The organism is Stanieria cyanosphaera PCC 7437 (assembly GCF_000317575.1).
Classification (GTDB): Bacteria; Cyanobacteriota; Cyanobacteriia; order Cyanobacteriales; family Xenococcaceae; genus Stanieria; species Stanieria cyanosphaera.
Genome location: NC_019748.1, coordinates 2,238,986 through 2,259,843, shown reverse-complemented (window position 1 = coordinate 2,259,843; position 20,858 = coordinate 2,238,986). Strand labels below are relative to the sequence as shown.

Genomic DNA, 20,858 nt, shown 5'->3' with positions numbered 1-20,858 from the left:
ATTTAAGCTTATGAGTAAAACGACAAATATTAAATATCAAGCTCGTTGAGATCTAATCTTGAACCATGAGTTTCAATAAACTCTCTTCTGGGGGCAACGCGATCGCCCATTAAAACGGTAAAAATTCGGTCAGCTTCGGCTGCATCTTCAATCTCTACTCGTTTCAGGGTACGGGTTTCAGGGTTCATGGTAGTTTCCCAAAGTTGTTCGGGCATCATCTCCCCTAAACCTTTGAATCGTTGGATTGTATAGTTAGCATTAGCAGGAAATTCCCTAGTCAATTGTTGTAACTCGCGATCGCTATAACAATAATAATGATTGCGTCCCCGTTCTACTTTATAAAGTGGAGGACAAGCTATATATACGTATCCTTGATCGACTAATTCCCGTTGATAGCGATAGAAGAAAGTAAGTAACAGCGTTCTGATGTGCGCCCCATCAACATCAGCGTCAGTCATTATAACCACGCGATGATAGCGTAACTGAGACGAATCGAATTCTTCCCCTTTAATCCCCAAACCAAGGGCAGTAATTAAAGACTGAATTTCATTGTTTTTGTAGATTTTGGCATCATCAGTCTTTTCAATATTGAGAATTTTACCTCTTAGGGGCAAAATAGCTTGGAATTGTCTGTCTCTTCCTTGTTTCGCGCTTCCGCCTGCACTATCGCCTTCTACGAGGAATATTTCTGACTCTCCTGGATCGCGAGAACTACAATCTGCTAATTTACCAGGTAAGGGAGAAGATTCTAAAACTGATTTGCGTCGGACTAATTCTCTTGCCCTTCTTGCTGCTTCTGCTGCTTTAAAAGCTTGAACTGCTTTCTCAATCACAGAATCTGCTACTTGAGGATTGAATTCTAAATATTCGTTGAGAACTTCCCCAACTAAAGAATCTACTATTCCTCGGACTTCTGTATTACCTAGTTTGGTTTTGGTTTGTCCTTCAAATTCTGGATCGGGTACTTTAACCGATATTACCCCAGTTAAACCTTCGCGGACGTTTTCGCCCCCCAGATTAGATTCATTTTCTTTGATTTTGTTGCGTTTACGAGCAATATTGTTGATCGTTCTGGTAAGAACAGTTTTTAATCCTTCTAAATGAGTACCGCCATCAATAGTACGGATATTATTTGCAAAGCCTAACAAATTATCATTAAAGGCATCAACGCACCACTGCAAAGCAACTTCGATATTTACGCCGTTCTTTTCACCTTGAACATAAATAATATCTTGATGTAGAGGTTCTTTTTCCCTTGTCATGTAGGTGACATACTCTTTGATCCCACCTTCATAAAAATAGATTTCTTGACGGGTTTCTTCTATACGATGGTCAGTAAAAGTAATTTTTACTCCCGCATTGAGATAAGCTAATTCTCTTAATCTTCCTGCCAAGACATTGTATTCAAAATGAATAGTTTCAGTAAAAATTTTAGTGTCTGGAAAGAAATGTACTGCTGTTCCCGTGCGCTGCGGTTCTTGAATATTGGCTTGAACTACTAAATCACCACTGGGAATACCTCGCTCGTAACGTTGAGTATGAATTTTTTGATCGCGCCAGACGGTTACTTCTACCCATTCGGACAATGCGTTTACTACAGATACACCAACACCGTGTAATCCTCCAGAAACTTTGTAACCACCTCCACCAAATTTACCACCAGCGTGTAAGACAGTCATGACTGTTTCTAAAGCAGACTTACCCGTTTTAGGATGAATCCCTGTCGGAATACCCCTGCCATCATCAGTGACACGAACAGAACCATCGGCATTAAGCTCTATTTCAATGTGGGTACAATAGCCAGCTAGTGCCTCATCGATTGAATTGTCTACCACCTCGTATACTAGATGATGAAGTCCCCTTGGTCCTGTCGAACCAATATACATCCCTGGACGCTTGCGTACTGCTTCTAGACCTTCAAGAACTTGAATCTGATCTGCACCGTAGCTACTAGTCATGTAGTCTCTCCAAAAATGGCTTAAAGCTTGATAAAAGCTTTTTTATGACAAAATACCCAAAAATTCTAACACAAAAGGTAATGAGGCGGTTTTAAATGAAGTTGAAGATATTTTTATTGCTAGATACATCCCTTTTTGAATATAGTTGGCTGTCTTAAATATATAATACTTTTGTTCTATCTAGATAAATATATATTTTTTTTTGATTTTAAGTATAGTTTTAAAGCTTTAATGATGATTGATTGCCCAAATCACTTTTTAGTTGAGCGGATAAGAAGACAGGAGGCAGAAAACAGAAGTAAACAGTAATCACAACGGGTTAACGGATTTGATAATTACTTTGGATGATTGACATACTCACTGGGCTGAAGCCGCAGTGATTCTTGACACTTCATCGAGTCCTGCCAGCGAACTGGTCCTACAGTCTCTCTGCGTCCGTTTAAGGTCGTGGCAATGCCCTATCCCGACCATTTCTATATTTTTTGCTGCATTTTCGTCTCTGTCTTGCTCTATACCGCAACTCAAACAGACTACAAAACGTACTGAAAGATCGATCTTCCCCCACCTGAAACCACAGTCACAGCAAACTTGGCTAGTCGGTTGCCATCTATCAATCGTTTGAAATGTCCGACCAGACTTTTCCGACTTAGCTTCACACAAATTTCTAAACTCTCGCCAGCCTTGCAAACTAATCGCTCTGGCTAATCGACGATTCTTAACCATTCCTGACACATTTAAATCTTCCAAAACAATCACTTGGTTGTCGTTAACTGTTTTAGTCGATAGTTTATGTAGAAAATCTTTCCGAGTCTCGGCAATCCGATTATGCAGTTTGGCAATTTGAAGACGAGTCTTATTTCTCCGTTTAGAGTCCTTTTGTTGGCGTGCTAACTTCTTCTGTAGTTTGCGAACTTTACGATTCTGTTTCGAGTAGTCGGGGCTTGTTGCCTTAAAGCCATTGCTCATCACAGCAAACGTTTTGATACCCAAATCAATTCCAATACTTTGATTTTTAGCCTCAACTTGATTAGGTACAACCTCAACTACAAAGCTTAGAAAATAGCGTCCAGCACAATCTTTAATCACAGTTACAGAACTTGGATGTGAGGGAAGTTCTCTAGACCAAACTGGCTTTAAATTACCAATCTTAGCTAAATAGACTTCACCATCAGAAACCTTAAAAGCCGTATTGGCAAAGGTTGCTGACTGGCGACTCACTTTCTTCTTAAATTTAGGTGAGCCTACTTTGCTGCCTTTTCTCTTTCCATTTCTGGACTCGAAAAAGTTCTTGTAGGCAGTGTCTAATTGTCTTAAGGATTGCTGCAATGGGACAGAAGAAACCTCCCTTAACCATTCTCTTGTTTCGAGTCTTTTGGTTTGAGTCAACCTGGCAGCAAGCTTGTTATACCCTGGCAGCTTTTCCGACTCCTTGCAGAAAGCTAAGGCATCATTCCAGACAACTCGAACACAGCCAAACAGTTGAGCTAAACTCACCTGTTGTTGGATGGTTGGGTAAAATCTGTATTGATATCGAGCTTTCATCGCTTATAATAAGATTGGTCTGTGATTCGATTATACATTGGTCTGTTAAAAATGACAACTCAACTTCGCCAGGAAAGACACAGCGTATCTGACCTTAAGATTCACTTGGTCTGTGTAATTAAATACCGTAGGTCGATTCTAACGGCTGAAAGCCTGAGCGTAATTGAGAAATCTTTTGCGGAAGTTGCGCGAAAGATGAATTTCAAAATTCTGGAATTTAATGGAGAATCTGACCATATCCATGCGCTCATTGAGTTTCCTCCAAAGTTGTCTGTATCGCAGATGGTTAATGCTTTAAAAGGAGTCTCTAGTCGTCGCTATGGTCAAGCAGGGTTTAAAAAGCCTTACGGAAAGGACGCTCTGTGGAGTCCAAGCTACTTCACTTCAACCGTAGGCGGCGCACCTCTTGAAGTCTTAAAGAAATACATTCAAAAGCAAGAAAAGCCCTGCTAGAAGCACGGGGTTTTAAACCCAAAATTTTCGATAAGTTTGACAAATTAGCTTTTCAAAAAGTGAATGTATTAATTCCTAATACTTTATCTCTCCATCCTAAAAACTCATCTATTGTTGTTTTTTATCGTTTTCTTCTTTGGGTAACCTTAACGGTAAGTACATCAAGTTCTTCTAGAATGTCTCTACGCTTATTTAATCTAACTAACGCTTTCATGGCTGAAACGATACCCTTGTAGGTTTTAGTCCCTTTTTCCTTGGTATTGATAGCAGTCATGATATCAGCTAGATTTACAGTCTTGTTGACGGGTAGTAATTTATTTGTTTTCTCTTCTCTTTTTTATCTTTATAAATGCTTTTTAAGCTTTGCCTTGATTGGAATTAAAACCCTTTAACCCAATCTGTTCGACGGGAATCTTTTGAAAACCCAATTTAAAAGCAGGGGAATTAGACTGAAGCCTAAAGTCATCCTTTTCAGGAGCAACAAATAACGGCTCTGCAATTAAGGAATTGAGATCAAATCCTGCTGCTTGCCATTGATTTAAGTTTCCTTCAGGGGTGATAGATTCTTTAATCTTGGCTATGTCTAAATCTTCTTGTTGCCAGTAAAGATTAAAATCACATTCTGATATGATATCGCGTCGCCATGTTCCAGCACTTGCCCAGAGCTTTGCATCTGACTCTTTGTACACGATGATGTTACGCAAAAAAATATTATCTGTCATAAACTCATCCCGTGTCCGCAATCGAATTTGCATTCTTAAGCCATCGATAAAGATATTATTTTCGACATAATTATTTTTGCCACCGTTAAGACAAATCGCGCCTAATACTGTTCCCACAACAATATTTCCATAAATTGTGATTTTACTGCTGTAGTCATCAAGATAAAATCCCCAAGAGAAATATGGTGAGATAATTTCTCCACTTGTTGTAGTTCCCATGCCGACGACGTTACGAATCGAGTTAAAACGAATGATATTGTTGCTTGGTTGTTGATCCCTTCCTAAAGTTCCAATGGCACAGGTGTCGACTGTTTCTAGACTAGAATCTATGACTTCATTAAATTCGATCAGGTTGTTATGGGAATAATGATCGTTACCTAGAGAGACGAGATAGATACCATAGCGAGATGAATGTTTAATCTGGTTGTAAGCAATTTTATTACCACTGCCAGATATTACATAGACACCGCTTGTATGTTTATAGATTTTGCCAAGATCTTCAAATTCATTTGCAGCAATTAGATTGTCGAAGGGCTGGTTTTCGGTTTTTCCCCAAAGTACGACACCACCATTGCCTAAATGTTTCATCTGGTTGCTTACGATCTGATTATTGTGACTGTGTTGTTCTAGCCAGATTGCGTTTCCGCCAAGATTGGTAAAAAAGCAATTTTCGATGGTGCATTGTCGGGTTGCTGATAACCAAATCGCAGCGTCTGCCGAGACAAAATAATAGTCTGCCAAAGTGTAGTCGGTATCTGTGAAAGTTAATTCTTGAAAATTAAGGTGTTCGACAAAACTTTCTGTTTGGCTTTCTCCCTGTAACATAATTAGCTTAGTCATGATAGGTGCGACTACTTCTACATTGTTGGGAAAGTCAGCTTCTGTCGACCAATACAATAACTCACCAGTTTTGATGTCTAAATACCACTCACCAGGACTATCTAGAGCTTCACGAACATTTTCAATCAAAAAGCGATTACCAAAATCAGTAGGATAACTGGTGTTAACGAAATTACCTAACAGGCTATGATTGTCTCGATCCACATCAGAGACTGGAAAAATGGCATTGCCATAATTACGTTTCAAAAAAATATGGACTTCTGCTCCCTCCCAGTTTTGCCAATTCGGAAATTTGTCAGGAGAGAGCGGAAGGCGATCGCGTAAAGATTGCTCAGAAACACTTTCTGGTTGATCTACATATAACCAACCTCCTGTAAGAGGATGTTTCGGATCGAAGTTAGGATAACGAGCGCGAATTGCCCAATGTTCGTTAACCCGAAGCAAGCGAAAGTACCATTGTTTTTGTTTTACTTTGGGTAAGTTGGCAACCCAGAGATCGCCTTGTTTTTTCCAATTGGTTATAGGTTGTCCACCACTAATGATTGGTTTTTCGTTGGGATATGCTCTATAGGTAATCGGATAATCTGCTGTCCCAGAATCTTCAGGAGTCAAGATTAGTGGTTCTGACAAAAAGTAAGTGCCACCGCGCAGTAATACAGTTACAGGTTGCTGAAGAGTTCCACCTTGCTGATGTTTAAGTTCTCGGATTGCATCCCGCGCTCGTTTTAGAGTCGCAAAAGGGCCGTCTTGTTTGGCATAATTTGATCTTTTCCGTTTTCCCGACCAGCGATCGCTACCATTGGTGGCTACATAAAAAACGACTGCTTTTGAGTTGTTTGATGAAGAATTGAAGTCTGAGTGGTGTTTATTCTGCGTGATGATACTAGCGATCGCTCTAGGAGAACTACTCGCTAAAAAACCTAACCAGATCCAGGTCAAAAAAATTCGACGATTCATTAAAAATTCTTTCAGTTTATTGTTGATGCTTCAATTAAACTAAATTGCCTATTTTTACCATCGTAGAAAAAAAAACTCTGATCTGGCTATATACTGCAATTGCTAATTATTTACACATTTCAAATTTCATCCTGTCCTCTGTGTCCTCCTGAGCGAGGCGAAGAAGCACTGCCTTGTCTCTACTAAGTAATTAATTTTGCACGACTACTCAAAAAAAGGTCAAATAAACAGCTACCAGAAATTTGCTCAAACCTGAAACTATTAAACATTAAAACTTTAAAACCAATCTCGGTCTGGATTAGAATTTTTAGGTTTAAATCCAAAATTTTCAGTAGAATTTGAAGTTGATTTTTGATTTACTTTCGTACCCAAATTATTAATTATTTCTTGTCCGACAACGGCAGCTTTTTCTGCATTTTGAAAAGTAATTTTGAGGTCTGTTTTAATCTTTTCGGAAATTTTTTGAGATAGAGAACTAGATTGAAATTGATTGGCTAAATTAGTTTTTTCTTGAATAATAAATTCGTTAATATCTTCAACTGTTCCGTTATGAAAAGGACTTGTAATCAAATCTTTTTGTTTATTAGCACCCAAACAAAGAGATAGAGGCTGTTGACAATCAGCAGCTTTATACCATAATTTTTGTCGCCAAATTTCTAAATCTTGCCAAAGAAAAATGCGGTTAGGAACACGATATTGATGATTAATAGTAAAATTTTTATCGTTAGTTGAGTAATTGCTAAATGGGTTTTCTATAATTAAATTGTGATAATCTGTTATGATCGTTTGATTATGATCTCGGTCATATTTTTTAACTTGCCATTGCTGTTGAACATAATCGTAAAGAGGCTGAAAAATCTTTAAATTATTGCCCATATAAGGAAAATAATTAGTCGATGGTTGGGAATTTTCTAATTTGGTACTATAGCCAACAAACACATAAAGAGGTCGACCACAATTATCTTGAGTTAAATCTTGTCCTGCTTCATTAGTCAAATTGCCAAGTAAATCTCGCACCATACAAGTAACACCAATAATGCAATGAGATTTATCTTTAAATAAAGACCAACGAGGATGAGCAGATAATTTATCCGCCGTTCTAGTAGTCGCAATAATATGTTCTAATGCCCAATCTATTTTTCTGTTACTAAAGTCTTTAGGAACAGCAATTAGACGAAAATCCAAGTAATAACTACGTCCGTAAACAATGGCAGCCCATTTGCGTTCAGACATCGGCGGTTACCTCACTACCACTGAAAAACATTGAAACTTGTCGTAATTGTTGAGCAAGTAAGTTCATATTGGCTTCTACAGTTGTAATTTCAGCTTCTAAATCTTGTAATCTTTCTGCTTTTTCTCGAAATTCCCATCTTTTTAACCACTGAATGAGTGGGCTAGCTTGTTTGAGACGATCTATTTCTTCATAAGCGCGGTCGCGACTATTTTTAAGTTTTAACCCATAAGCTCTCAACTGAGAATAAATTGAAAAGACGATGGGGAGGTGAACATTAACAGGAACGATGTTACCGTGTTCTGGATCTTGACAAAGTTCTTTGCCTAAACTGACAGGACAAATCATCACCAACCAACCAGAATCAGGGGTAAACAATGCCTGAAACAATTTTTTGATGTCTTCAATCACCGCTTGTTTTTCTCGATGAAAACACAGGTCATATTTAGTAATCGCAATGACTACAGGAAAAGGACGTTCAGGATCGGGTTGTTTGTGTCTACTAATCACCTGCTGAATAAACTGATTCATGCGATCGCTTTTAATTTCTCTAACAGTGGTGGGAGTAACTTGATCTCCTAAATGTTCTCCTGAAACACACAAAAACAAACAATCGGAATCTGCCAAGTAACTACTCAATTGTTGAACATCTTGTTCCCCAGAGCGATCGCTTAAAGCTAGACCTCGATAATCCATCCATTCAAACCCCATAATCGGGCGAAAACCGTAGCTAAAATCAAAATTATAATTCTCCATTGCGCCTGCATTAGGAGTAGGCCAACGATCTTCGCCTTGAACGTTGATTAATTTTTCCCATTTCTCAGTCAAATCTAAATCTGTATCCATATCTCTAGCGGAGATGGTAAAACCCTGTACCCCTGTCTGCATCACCGCATACATTCCGAGTAGATAACTAGTCTTACCTGCTCCACTCGTACCTAACATCGTAATTTTGATATCTTTTAACATCATGAGCTTAATTGTGAATTGAAAATTTAAAACCAAGAATCAGAAGAATTAGTCGGTTTAGGATTAATTCTTGGGCATGAATTAAAGGGACTCCAAGGATCTTGAAAAGATTGATAAAAATTTAATTGTTCTTCTGCCAAAAAATTAGCTTGATTACCCCGTAAAAGCTGAAGAAATTCTCCTACCGATTGTGCGCGTGCTTGAACTTCCATCGCCATTGCTGTAGTAATTGCTTGAGAAATATGGGGTCTAATCTCAGGATTAAGTTGTCGGGCTGATTTCAACTCCATTCCTGCTGCCCTTTCTACCGCAGACAAAGGAACTACGCCTGTGAGTAAATGGTATAAAGTTGCACCGAGAGCATAAAGGTCAGTATAAGGTCCCATTTTCAAGGCTTGACCATATTGTTCTAACGGCGCATATCCAGGGGTAAACATAGCGGTGAATCTTTGCGTATTACGAGCAGTAAAATCCCTTGCTGCTCCAAAATCAATCAAAACCACCCTGCCATCATTTGTTAACATGATGTTATCAGGCTTGATATCCCGATGTAGAAACTGAGCGTTATGTAGAATTTCTAGAGCTTTACCAATTTTTTCCATATATTGTAAAGCTTCCGTTTCCGACATTTTTCCACCGCGCAGAGAGAGTAACTCCGCCAAAGTCTTACCGTGAAGATATTCCATTACCATATAAGCAGTATTGTTTTCTTCAAAGTAATAAAAGACTCTGACTATGCCTGGATGGTTGAATTGTCCTAAAGTTTGCCCTTCTTGAAGAAACTTCTGTTTTGCATCACTATAGGTGTCCACTGTCCATCTTCCTGCGGAAATTACAGTTGTACCTTGTCGCCAACAACCTTCGGGAAAAAACTCTTTCAGAGCTACAGGTCGATTTAATCTAGTATCTACACCCTGGTAGGTAATACCAAATCCGCCTTGTCCTAAAACTTTTCTGATTTGATATACACCGCTTAAAAGCTCTGTTCCACGGGAGAGAACTCCAGTAATTTTACTAGAAGTAGTCATCTGGTGAACCACAACTGTTGCAATTTAGACCACTACGTTAAACTAGGTAGCTTCAGTTATTAATGAATGAAGCTTTGAGAACATTGATACTCTTGTCTAGGACAAAAGTTCAGCGCGATTGCGCTAAAGTTAAATTAAGAAAAATTTACATTGAGAATAAAATTTTAAAAAATAGTTTAAATAATGATACCTAATTTTTACTCATCGATCAGAAATAATTCAAAATAAAAATTACGTATTTCTACTTAACAATATACACTGATTATCCTATTCGCGATCGCTTTTATTTTATGCCTACTTATACTGGAATATCTAGTGAAGCTTTTCGACATCCTCTTGACTATCAAGCTGAACAAACCTTACGCGGTGTTCCTGGGTTTGACTTAGTAGCAAGTAATTTTGTTAAATATTTTTACGAACGTCCACAAAATATCTATCTTCTAGGTAATTGTATTCAGGCAGGTGTAAGGCAATACTCGACTCTCTACGGTATTTTTCGGGAATGTGTTCGAGACTTAGATATTTCCCCTGAACCAATTGTTTATGTCGATCAAAATCCCTTAGCTAATAGTTACGCTTTAGGACGTAACGAACCTTATATTGTGGTCAATAGTGAAATTCTAGACTTAATGGATGAGGCAGAATTACGAACTGTTTTAGCCCATGAATTAGGACATATTAAATGTGAGCATACCATTTTAATTCAGATGGCAATTTGGGTGATGGGGGCTGCTTCTTTACTAGGAGAATTAACTTTAGGATTTGGTAATTTAATTAGTAGTGGTTTAATTTATGCCTTTTATGAATGGCGTAGAAAAGCTGAATTATCTGCGGATCGGGCTGCTTTATTAGTTATGGATGACCTTGAGCCTATTATTAAAACTATGATGAAATTGGCGGGAGGAAGTAAGAAATACGCTCATGAAATTAGTTTAAAAGAGTTTAAAAAACAAGCGGAAAATTATCAAGAACTAGACCGAGATAGCTTGAATCAAATTTATAAATTTTTAATTTATAATGGCGGAAATGGTACTTTTTTAAGTCATCCTTTTCCTGTCGAAAGATTGCATTATTTACAACAATGGGCAACCTCTTCAGAATATCAACAAATCAAACAAGGTAATTATCAAAGAGTTGGGGCAGAAGGTTCAGTAGAAGTAAAAGTTGAAGAAACGCCGACCGAAGTAGAAGAATTACAGCGTCAATTAGAAGAATTACAACAAGAAATTGAGCGAATTAAATCTCAGAAAAAATCTTCTTAATTAAAAGACTTGATGATTAAATATTTGATAAATCAAAGATTAGTAAGATAATTCCGATCTGGCTAAAATTTTAATAGGTTGAGTCTGATATTAGTTATCAGTTAGTAATTACTAATTACTAATTACTAATTATGAGAGATGAATAATCAACAATTAACATAAGCGAAGCGCACTACCGTAGGTCTCAACCATCAACTATCAACTAACCATTGTTTGATTTCTTGTACTAGCCAAATAGCTTCGTCTTGACTCAAAGCACCACCAAGATTATAGGTATGATTGGTTGTCCGAATATTGACTTGAAAAATAGAGCCAGTACGCTGAATAAAAATATCTACAATTATAGAGTTAGGGCAGCTTTGCTTACCATATTTTTTAATTAAAAACTTTCTCTTGATTTGAAAACTATTAGATTCAAAACTAATTTCTGTTTTAGTTCCGCATAAAAGAACAATATAAATAAAAACAAACGAGATTAGACACAATCCAATATAAGGAATAAAAATACTAATTAATAAACTCAAAGAAAATAATACAAAATAAAAAATCAATCCTCTACAACCAGCATTAAAAATTTCATTAAATCTGGCTAATCCACCTGCTGGAATTTTAATATTTAATCGTCTTTGTTCTTGGTTCAGTTCAATTAAACTTTTTTCTGGTTTGAGATTTAAAGATTTTTGATTCGGTGATTCTTTACTTGTTGAGGTATCAATATCTTGATCAGAACTTAAAGCCTCTAAAGCAATTTTAGCGTTAGGAAAACGCTTTTCTACAGATAATTCTGTAATTATTTCCAACCAATTAATCAAATCGGGTTTAAGATTAACGAGATGGCGAAACTGAACGCGAGAATCTTGATAAGGTAAATTTGCAGGTGAAATTCCTGTTAATAAATGAATCAAAGTAATCCCCAAAGCATATAAATCGGAAGCAGGAACTGCGCGTCCCCAAAACTGTTCTAAAGGCGCATAACCAGCAGTTCCAACTACAGTAAAAGTTGTTCCTGAAACTGTTGTTTGTATTTGTACTGCACCAAAATCAATTAAATAAATTTGTTCGTCTTCTCCTAAAATTAAATTACTGGGTTTAAGATCGCGATGAAGTACAGGAGGATTTAATTCATGAAGATAAATCAAAATTTCTAGAATTTCTTTGGCAATTGTTCTAATTTTTTCTTCATCAAAAAGTTGATGCTGTTCTAATAATTCTTGTAGAGAAAAACCAGGAATATAATCTTGTACTAATGCAAACCAAATCACACCATTATCTAATTGCCGATTGAGAGTGAAATAATCTCTATATTTGGGAATACGAGGATGTTTCAAACTTTGTAATATTTGTGCTTCTCTTTGAAAGAGTTTTAATTCTTTTGAGTGCATTTGAGAACTGAAAGCTAACAGTTTGATAGTTACTTTCTCGTTAGTGTTTAAATCTTTTGCTAGCCAAGTTTGATGTCCTGCTGAGGTATGTCCTAACTGTTGTTGTAGTAGATATTTTGTTTGTAATATTTTTTGTTTGGTAAACACAGTTTTAATGAGTTGATAAGACAGACAAAAGTAAGAGTTTATGTTTTAAGATTTATTAGTTTTTTATTTTTTGTCATCTGTCATTAGTTATTACTAACCTAAATTTACTGTTGTTGCTTATACTTCATCTCGAATTATTCTCGATTCATTTTTATGATGCTGTTTAGGTTGATGCTCGTATTGACCAATTTCGAGCGATCGCAGTTGTAATTTTTGAAACCTTTGCTGTAGAAGGCTTACAGCTTTAACGTTGTTTTTTGTACAATTGCTACTCAAATGCCTAGAGCAAGAATCATGATTACGTCAAACTTCTTCAAGACAATGGCTCTGTACAACAAGTGGCAGAACGAAAGCCTTTTCAAAATTTGTGATGAGTTAAGTGACGAACAACTGCGTTTAAATAGGGGAATGTTTTTTGATTCAATTTTTAAAACCTTGAATCACATTATTAATATCGATGAAGCTATTTATTTTTTTATACATACAAAAAGTCTTCCAGAATTTAATCCAGAATTTACCCCATATTCTGAATACAGTGAATTAAAAGCTGCGCGTTTTGAGTTTGATGAAAAACTTGTTCGCGAATCTCAAGTATTTTCTCAAACTTGGCTCGATGAGATTTTCGAGTTTTGGAGTGAAAGATTGAAAAGAAATAGAAAAGTGTCGAGATCTTTCTATTACGTGCAGATGTTTAACCATCAAACCCATCACAGAAGTCAAATAACCTCAGAGCTACATAAAATGGGAATTGATTATGGAAACACAGATATATCATACAATCCTTACTATGAATTTTAAATTTTTCTGATTTATTACTTTTGATAGATTTACGAATCTACCTTAAAGAGGATAAAAACGAACTCTTTTTTTGTGTAGGTTGAAATAGTAGAGTAATAAATTCAGGAGGTGTGTTTTTTTTGACACGCATAACTAAAATAATTATGAGTGTCGTCTTTGGTTTGACTTTATTGGGTTTTTATTCACAAAAAACGCACGAAGCACAAGTTCAACGGCTAGAGCAATCTAATTATTTTTCTTTTAATCAGGCTGGAATTATCAAAACAATTGAGCAACAACCAAATTTAAATTGGGACACGTTTAATAATTTAATTATCAAATGATTCCACGGCTGTAAACTAACAAGAAGAGCAAGAATTCGTTTATGGTTGGGTTGTTAGTAATCGAGACCGCAGTGTAGTTGAGATGAGACTGCTAAATTTTTCGCTAACTTCCCAATCTTGTTTTAATTGCTTCTTATTATTTTTCAAGTCTAATTACATACCACTGTAAATATAGACCTGCTCCGAGATCTAATTCAAAATAATTATTCATTAAATATTCGGCTTGTAAATCTACCGAATCAAATTTGTTTAACTCTCTAGGTATTTCAAATCCCTCCGACAACAGAATCTGTTTGAGTTTGTTTTTTAATTCTTCTGGGGAAAGAAATTGTTCGCTTCGATCTGGTTCGAGGACGACAAATGCATCCTCTTGATACATGATTGAATCTGGCATCACTACAAGAAGTTATTCTATTAATTTTGATGGTATCACTTCATTGCTAGAGACAATTCAAAATCGGGAATACAATTCTCTTCCATATAAGTCCGATATGCTTGGCACGAGCGATCGCATTTGGTTTGACTCCAACCACAGTATTTTTTCAATATTTCTGTCATAACAGGTAATAAATTCAATCCATAATTGCCTGTCATTGCTAACGTGGTGCGACGACGAGCAATATCTACTAAAGTATGAGCTAATTCTGCACGCACTGCATAAACAATTTGGGCTTTAATGTCAGGTAATTCGGGTGTCAAAGGTTGAGCTAATTCAGAATCTTGATCGATTAAAGCTAAGACTTCAATAGCTTTAGCACCATAAACCGAAAAGAGGTAATTAATGGTGTTGACAGGTAAAATATAACGATAATCTTGGATCGCTTCAGAAATTCTAGGATCGTTAGGAAAGATACACCCTGGTAAAGGTATTTTATCTGTCTGACAGGGTTTAGCTGGTTGTTTCATTTTCTTGAAAGCAGCATCAACCATTTCTTCTCCCACATGACGATAGGTAGTTAACTTACCGCCAATTAAAGAAATAAGATTGTTCACTCCTTCTTTAGTGTGATCGAACAGAATATGTTTACGAGTAATACTGCCTGGTTTCTTACCTTCTTGATTGGGTAAAGGACGCACTCCCGAATAGGTAAATTTGATATCCTTACGAGCTAAATTGGCTGTGGGAATGATATTGTTAGTTTCTTGAATTAAATAATCAATTTCTTCGTCTTCTGCCTTAATACGGTCTAAATCTCCCGTAAAAGGAATATCCGTAGTTCCGATCAAATACATTCCCAACCAAGGGACAATAAAGAAAGGACGACCATCAGATTTTGCCTCGACGTATAAAGTAGTTTCTGGTGCGCCAGGGAAAGGCGGAACAATAATATGGCTGCCTTTAGTACCACCAATTTTACGAGTAAGAGCGATCGCACTTTTACCATTGTCTAACTGACAAACTCGGTCTACCCAAGGGCCAGAAGTATTAATAACTACTGCATTTTGATTACTTGTAACAATAAATTCTTCTCCCGTTAATTTATCCTGACAAATTAACTGATTAATACGGTTGTCTTCAATTGGCAGTTGAGTTACTTCGACATAATTTAACACCGTTGCCCCAGCTTCTTGGGCAGCTAAAATGTTTTCCAGACACAATCTTTCTGCCAAAGCAACTTGACCATCATAATACTGCGCCCCACCAGCAAGATCGTCGCGGTCTACATGACGAAATAACTGTTCAAACTGAACCTTGGGTAACATACGATGAAGAGGTAAAGTCTTATCAAAACTCAAGATATCGTAGAGAATCATGCCTGCCCAAATCTTCCAGTAAGGACGAGAGCGATCGCGATAAATGGGAATAGTTAATAATAAAGGATGAACTAAATGGGGTGCAGTGCGTAATAAAATTTCTCTTTCTTGTAAAGATTCTCTGACTAAAGGAAATTCAAAATATTCTAGATAGCGTAAACCTCCATGAATTAAACGAGTCGACCAACTAGAAGTACCGCCAGCAAAATCACCTTTTTCAATCAAAATAGTTTTTAAGCCTCGTAAAGCAGCATCTCTAGCAACTCCAGCGCCATTAATTCCGCCACCAATAATAATTAGATCGTAGTTAGTTGATTGAATTTGATTAAAATTTCGCATAATTGTTAGTTATGATGAATCATTTATAAATTTTTGAAATCTGTTGCTGCTGATTTCCTTATCTTTGCAAAAGCTTTTGCTTCCGTCATCTATCTTGATTCAGAAAAATCCTTAAAAAAAAGCGCGTTATCAATTTCTTTCTAACGCACCTAATCAGTTATCAGTTATAAGATTATTTTAAAAAATTAAACCAAAATTGGCTCTTTTTCTACAACTGTTTCGTGCTTAAGATGCTTAAATTGATCTAACAAACGATCTGCCCAATACTTCACATCGTATTGAGTTACAGTTTGATACATCTTCTGCATTCGTGCTTGTTTTTCCTCTGGTGACATCGCTAAAGCTCTATCTAGGGCTTCATCCATGCGATCAAGAGAATAAGGATTAGTTAAAATAGCTTCAGGTAATTCTACCGCTGCACCAACGAACTCTGATAAGATCAAAGCTCCACCATTGCCTTCTTGAGCCACAATATATTCTTTAGCTACTAAGTTTAATCCGTCTCGTAGAGGTGTAGTCCAACAAATATCTGCTGCTTTGTAATAACACAATAATTCAGTTAAAGGTATCGGTTGAGTAAAGAGCAGAATTGGTGTCCAGTTGAGTTTGGCATAGCGTCCATTAATTTTACCGACTAACTGTTCGATCTGAGATTGAGCATTTTTATACACTCGCATTCCGTCAGCAGCTTGTACGCAAGTCATCACTAAATGAATTTTGCCGTGTAAGTCGGGACGACGATCTAAAAGACGACCAAAGGCTTCTAATTTTTCTTTGTTACCTTTAACGTAGTCTACTCTTCCTGCTGCAATAATTAACTTGCGTCCTTGTAATTCCGCTTTGATTTCGGTAAGTCGCTTTTGGGCTTCTGGTTGTTTTAAAACCGATAGAATGTGTTGGGGATTAGTACCGACAGGAAAAGCATCGATTTTAACCAATTGTTCTTTGTAGCGTAGCTGAGTAACTACTTCTGGTTCAGCTAAAGCCGTACCGACTGGGGTTAAATGTCCAGATACGGCTTCTTTTTGCACAATTTCTACTGGTTTAAGACTGCGGGCAACATTGACAAAGTTTTCTGAATAACGAGGAATATGGAAACCAACCACATCACAACAGAGGAGACTTTCCACAATTTCTTCACGCCAAGGCAGAATATTGAAAATATCTACTGAAGGGAAGGGTGTGTGATGGAAAAAGGCAATTCTGGCGTTTGGTTTGATTTTGCGAATATAGTAGGGAACTAACCAAAGATTGTAATCATGAATCCAGATTAAAGCATCATCGGCAGCTTCTTCACAGGCAGCTTCGGCAAACAAACGATTAATTGTGTGAAAATTTTCCCAATCAGAAGATTCGTAGGCAAAATGATAAGGAAAGGAGTGCAGAATTGGCCAAAAAGCTTCTTTGGATGTGATGTGATAAAAATGTTTAACTTGATCTGGAGTGAGGGGAATACGTCTAACGTTATAGTTGCCTTCTCCTTCGATGTTGACTAAAGATTGGAAGTCGGCTTTTTGTTTAACACTGACTTGTTTCCACGCTACCCAAGTTCCTTGATTAACATCGGCAAAAAAACTTTTCAGGGTAGGTAAAATTCCATTGGGGCTTTTCTTTGGTAAATATTGTATTTTCCCATCTTTAACAACTTCATCGTAAGGTTCGCGGTGATAAAGAATAACTAGTGAGGATTTCATAATTAATGATCAGATAGTGTGTAAGGATTGATTGAAGCAATTAAACCAACGATCGCACTTGGGCATAGCCCATTTTTTTGATTAGATTGAATTAAACCAATAGTAATAGTTTAGTTAAACTCAATCTTGATTTAAAAAAGGCAAGACACAAGTTTGCCCAGAATTTTAATGGTTATAGTAATTTAGTTAAAATTAAATTGATTCTAAGCAAACAATCATTGTTGCTCTTTTGCTTTTTAATTAACGGCAGTTGGAAATTTTTTAAAAACAAAGTTATTCCTTTGAAATCTGCAATAATTAGCTTATTTAACCCAAGTTTTAACCTGCTAGTAAGTTAATTAACTTGAGTCAAAACAATAAATATGTACGCTTTAAGAACTTGCCAAATGTTTTATGCGTAAATAAATTTGATTAACACACTCTACATAAAACTTTCGGTATATTAACACGATCTTGACAAATATGTAAAACTGATAATCAATCAAACATAAGTAATTAAGATTTAGTATCTGTGATCAGCAACAGCGAAAAATCAATCAGTCTAGTTGAAGAAAAGACCCAACAACTGCTAGATTGGGCAGCAGAAATTGCAGCCTCATCTGCTACGTATTTGGAAAAAGCACAAGCACTCGTTAAAAAATTAGGAGCGCATTATTTAGGCAATGGTTTAACAGAAATTGGTTTTTGGACTCCTTCTTTAACAGGAGAAGTAGTAGAAGTATATCTAGAAGTTTTAACTCCTTTAGAACAGATTGATTGGCGTGCTAAAGAACAAAGAATTACCTTTAAGCGCGATCGCGTTTATCTGCAACAACAAGGAGAATATCTTTGGGGTGTAGTCTCAGGAATGCGGGCAGGTAATCGAGAACAAGCTGGTTCTTTTTATTGGTTGCGCTACATTGACCGAAATGAGCAATTACAAACAATTAGAGATATTGTTCCCTATTCTTTACCCTACGGAATTTTTGCTCCTGCCGAACTTTACGATCTGGATAGTTTACAAGCTAATCGCTTAGATTTAGATTATTTTTCACGAACGGGAATTCAAGGAGAGGGAGATGTGCCTCGGGTTGGCGATCCGAGTAATATTTTGCAAATTCATGTTGGTACGGCATCGGCTGAAGGCACTTTTGAGGGATTAACTCGAATTTATCAGCGTATTGCTGAGAAAATAACTAATCATCAACCTCTTACTTCAGCAGAAGAAAATTATCTTGGTTACGATGCGATTCAATTTTTACCTATTGAACCGACTATCGAATTTCGAGATGAGTATAGTCCTGAAAGTGAGTTTTTCTCTTTTGTCTGTGAAGAGAAGGAAGAAGATTTAGTTCAAATTGAATTGAGTAAACCCCACACTCAAGACTGGGGTTATGATGTTCCTATTCTGGGTTCTAGTGCAACTAATTCGACTTTATTGGGTAGTTTGCGTCCCGATGAATTAGTCGATTTTCTCGCTACAGTGCATAATTTTCCCACAGGAGCAATTCAAGTTATTTATGATTTAGTTTATGGTCATGCCGATAATCAATCTGAGTTACTGATTTCTCGTCAGTTTCTCAAAGGACCAAATATGTATGGTCAAGATTTAAACCACCAGTTACCCATCGTAAGAGCAATTTTATTAGAAATGCAGCGACGCAAAATTAATACTGGGGCTGATGGAATTCGGGTTGATGGTGGACAAGATTTTCGCTTTTTTAATCCTCTCTCTGGCAAAGTAGAACAGGATGATGCCTATTTACTGGCAATGAGTGATATTGTTCAAGAAATTAATGGCAATCAAAGGTTGCTCTTTACTATCTTTGAAGATGGTCGTCCTTGGCCCGAAGAAGGTTGGGAAGAAACCTCCCGTTATCGAGAATTAATCGAACTTAAACCCGAATCTTATCAATGGGGACCTCTGATTTTTGCTCATAATACCCCTGCTTTAAAAGGATTTTGGGAACGAAAATGGAGTCGAGTTTGTGAAGTGATGCAGATAGGCGATCGCTGGATTACTGGTTGTGCTAATCATGATACTGTACGTCGGGGCAATCAAGTAGATTTAGAAAAACCGATTAATTGGAGTTTAGGTAAAACTTTATCAGAAGTACTACACAATGCCTACGACAATCCTGCGGTGACTCTTTGGGTGTATGGTTTTAGTCCAGGATTACCAATGGATTTTATCAATGCTACTATGCACGCTCCCTGGATGTTTTTTCGTAATACTGATGAGCGATACGGAGTTAAGGTAGTTTCAGAAGAAATTGGTTTTTTAAACTGGAGTATTAAGCCTTCAATTTATCAGCAACCTCAGTTTTTTAGTAGACTCAAATCTCTAGGATTTAAACAACTCAAGCAACTACAGGAATTTGGTAAAGCATTAAATTTGCTGATGGTTCAATGTGATTGCAACTTGGATCAAGTAGTCGAAGTTCTCAAAAGCTGTGCGGATAGTCATTGCATTACTGAGATTGCGCCTTTAACTGAACTGCGTCGAGCAAATATGGTTCGATTCCTCAAAAAACTCGATGTAGAGCGTTTAAAAACCTTCGCTTTAATGTTTATGGAAGATTGTTATCATGTCTGCAATATTTCCCATTACGAAACCCACCTCAATTCCGAACAAACAAAGTTTAATTTGACACTCCGTCGTTTTCGACAACAACATCTTTGGTTAAGAGAAAATTTAACTCCTCAAGACCGCTTTAATAAAATTAGTTCAGAAGAAAATACTATTTTTTATGGAGTTCGGACAAATCCTAATCATCCAACTGAAGCCATTGCTTTTGTAGCTAACCTGGAGGGAGAAGCAACTACTGTTACTTTAGGAGATTGGTTACAACTAGATTTAAAAGAGTGGCAAGTAGCTTTAACTTCACCAGGATTAAATAAGGAAAAAGATTTATCTGATTTAAGTTGCTTTGAATTAGGTATTAGTCAAGCATTATTGTTAAAGCGTTTTTAAGTTTAAATTGTCTTAAATTAATTTAAATTTAAGGCGTTGCTGAATTATACTTTTTACTGCAACTTAGTCTTAGAAGCTAAAAAATACTGTATGGCATTACGAATAAAGATTAGGATCAAACACGAACCATAGAGATAATTCATGAATTATCTCTACAGAAAAATCTGATTTGATAACCAAAAACCGTAGTGCTATATCAGTTTTTATGCTTATTCATCAGCAACACTCTCGATTGAAATATTTTAATAATAATTGCTGGTTAATACTTCATGAATCTCTCTTTCATCCAAAACAATAGTTGTTTCTGCACCTACTCGACCAAAATCTGGCTCTAAACCCATACTCATTTCAACAGTATAAGTCCACATATTAGCTTCTTGATGACGACTTTTAATTGTTCCCGTTCCCCCAAGAAAACTAACGTTTTGCTCTTGCTCAAATTTTGGTTTATTAAGACAATTACTCCACATCAATCTCACCCACCACTTAATAATGATTTACTCGG

At 36.7% G+C, this 20,858-nt stretch carries 17 protein-coding genes; 5 read left to right on the top strand and 12 right to left on the bottom strand.

Annotation, left to right across the window (positions count from 1 at the left end):
• Nucleotides 1–29: 29 nt before the first annotated feature.
• Nucleotides 30–1,958: a DNA topoisomerase (ATP-hydrolyzing) subunit B gene (gyrB, locus tag STA7437_RS09815; protein WP_015193230.1), complete on the bottom strand. Its 1,929-nt coding sequence runs from the start codon at nt 1,956–1,958 to the stop codon at nt 30–32.
• Nucleotides 1,959–2,315: 357 nt separating this feature from the next.
• Nucleotides 2,316–3,500: an RNA-guided endonuclease InsQ/TnpB family protein gene (locus STA7437_RS09810; protein WP_015193229.1), complete on the bottom strand. Its 1,185-nt coding sequence runs from the start codon at nt 3,498–3,500 to the stop codon at nt 2,316–2,318.
• A 51-nt stretch (nt 3,501–3,551) separates the two neighbouring features.
• Between STA7437_RS09810 and tnpA the strand changes: the two genes are divergently transcribed.
• Nucleotides 3,552–3,953 carry an IS200/IS605 family transposase gene (tnpA, locus tag STA7437_RS09805; protein ID WP_015191811.1) on the top strand — a complete coding sequence of 134 codons (402 nt, stop codon included), beginning with the start codon at nt 3,552–3,554 and terminating at the stop codon, nt 3,951–3,953.
• A 356-nt stretch (nt 3,954–4,309) separates the two neighbouring features.
• Here the strand turns inward: tnpA and STA7437_RS09800 are convergent, their stop codons facing one another.
• The 4 genes from STA7437_RS09800 to STA7437_RS09785 form a co-directional block, all read right to left on the bottom strand.
• Nucleotides 4,310–6,472, bottom strand: a complete 2,163-nt coding sequence (locus STA7437_RS09800) for a right-handed parallel beta-helix repeat-containing protein (protein ID WP_015193227.1) — start codon at nt 6,470–6,472, stop codon at nt 4,310–4,312.
• Between the two features lie 276 nt (nt 6,473–6,748).
• Complete coding sequence (locus STA7437_RS09795; protein WP_015193226.1) at nt 6,749–7,705, bottom strand: hypothetical protein; 957 nt, start codon at nt 7,703–7,705, stop codon at nt 6,749–6,751.
• The gene (locus STA7437_RS09790) at nt 7,698–8,675 is read right to left on the bottom strand and encodes a hypothetical protein (protein WP_015193225.1); all 978 of its coding nucleotides are present in this window, start codon (nt 8,673–8,675) and stop codon (nt 7,698–7,700) included. Before STA7437_RS09790 ends, STA7437_RS09795 begins: the two co-directional genes overlap by 8 nt.
• A 23-nt stretch (nt 8,676–8,698) precedes the next feature.
• Entirely contained in the window at nt 8,699–9,700 is a 1,002-nt protein-coding gene (locus tag STA7437_RS09785) for a serine/threonine protein kinase (protein ID WP_015193224.1), read from the bottom strand.
• 290 nt (nt 9,701–9,990) lie between these two features.
• Between STA7437_RS09785 and STA7437_RS09780 the strand changes: the two genes are divergently transcribed.
• A complete protein-coding gene (locus STA7437_RS09780) occupies nt 9,991–10,962 on the top strand; it encodes a M48 family metallopeptidase (protein WP_015193223.1) in 972 nt (323 codons plus the stop codon).
• Between the two features lie 191 nt (nt 10,963–11,153).
• Here the strand turns inward: STA7437_RS09780 and STA7437_RS09775 are convergent, their stop codons facing one another.
• Nucleotides 11,154–12,491: a serine/threonine protein kinase gene (locus tag STA7437_RS09775; RefSeq protein ID WP_015193222.1), complete on the bottom strand. Its 1,338-nt coding sequence runs from the start codon at nt 12,489–12,491 to the stop codon at nt 11,154–11,156.
• A 117-nt stretch (nt 12,492–12,608) separates the two neighbouring features.
• On the bottom strand, nt 12,609–12,767 hold the full coding sequence (locus STA7437_RS26555) for a hypothetical protein (protein WP_171815449.1): 159 nt from the start codon (nt 12,765–12,767) through the stop codon (nt 12,609–12,611).
• On the opposite strand from STA7437_RS26555, the gene STA7437_RS09770 reads away from it, so the two are divergent.
• A complete protein-coding gene (locus STA7437_RS09770; protein WP_322785856.1) occupies nt 12,768–13,289 on the top strand; it encodes a DinB family protein in 522 nt (173 codons plus the stop codon).
• 143 nt (nt 13,290–13,432) lie between these two features.
• Nucleotides 13,433–13,612, top strand: a complete 180-nt coding sequence (locus tag STA7437_RS09765; RefSeq protein WP_015193220.1) for a hypothetical protein — start codon at nt 13,433–13,435, stop codon at nt 13,610–13,612.
• 136 nt (nt 13,613–13,748) lie between these two features.
• Here STA7437_RS09765 and STA7437_RS09760 read toward each other — a convergent pair whose 3' ends face one another.
• The 3 genes from STA7437_RS09760 to ggpS all read right to left on the bottom strand — a co-directional run bounded on the left by STA7437_RS09760 (nt 13,749) and on the right by ggpS (nt 17,400).
• Nucleotides 13,749–14,006, bottom strand: a complete 258-nt coding sequence (locus STA7437_RS09760) for a chlororespiratory reduction protein 7 (RefSeq protein ID WP_015193219.1) — start codon at nt 14,004–14,006, stop codon at nt 13,749–13,751.
• A gap of 35 nt (nt 14,007–14,041) precedes the next feature.
• On the bottom strand, nt 14,042–15,706 hold the full coding sequence (gene glpD, locus STA7437_RS09755; protein WP_015193218.1) for a glycerol-3-phosphate dehydrogenase: 1,665 nt from the start codon (nt 15,704–15,706) through the stop codon (nt 14,042–14,044).
• Between the two features lie 185 nt (nt 15,707–15,891).
• Nucleotides 15,892–17,400, bottom strand: a complete 1,509-nt coding sequence (gene ggpS, locus STA7437_RS09750; protein ID WP_015193217.1) for a glucosylglycerol-phosphate synthase — start codon at nt 17,398–17,400, stop codon at nt 15,892–15,894.
• A gap of 511 nt (nt 17,401–17,911) precedes the next feature.
• Between ggpS and gghA the strand changes: the two genes are divergently transcribed.
• Nucleotides 17,912–20,353: a glucosylglycerol hydrolase gene (gghA, locus tag STA7437_RS09745; RefSeq protein ID WP_015193216.1), complete on the top strand. Its 2,442-nt coding sequence runs from the start codon at nt 17,912–17,914 to the stop codon at nt 20,351–20,353.
• Nucleotides 20,354–20,595: 242 nt separating this feature from the next.
• Here gghA and STA7437_RS09740 read toward each other — a convergent pair whose 3' ends face one another.
• A complete protein-coding gene (locus tag STA7437_RS09740; RefSeq protein ID WP_015193215.1) occupies nt 20,596–20,823 on the bottom strand; it encodes a hypothetical protein in 228 nt (75 codons plus the stop codon).
• Nucleotides 20,824–20,858: the final 35 nt, after the last annotated feature.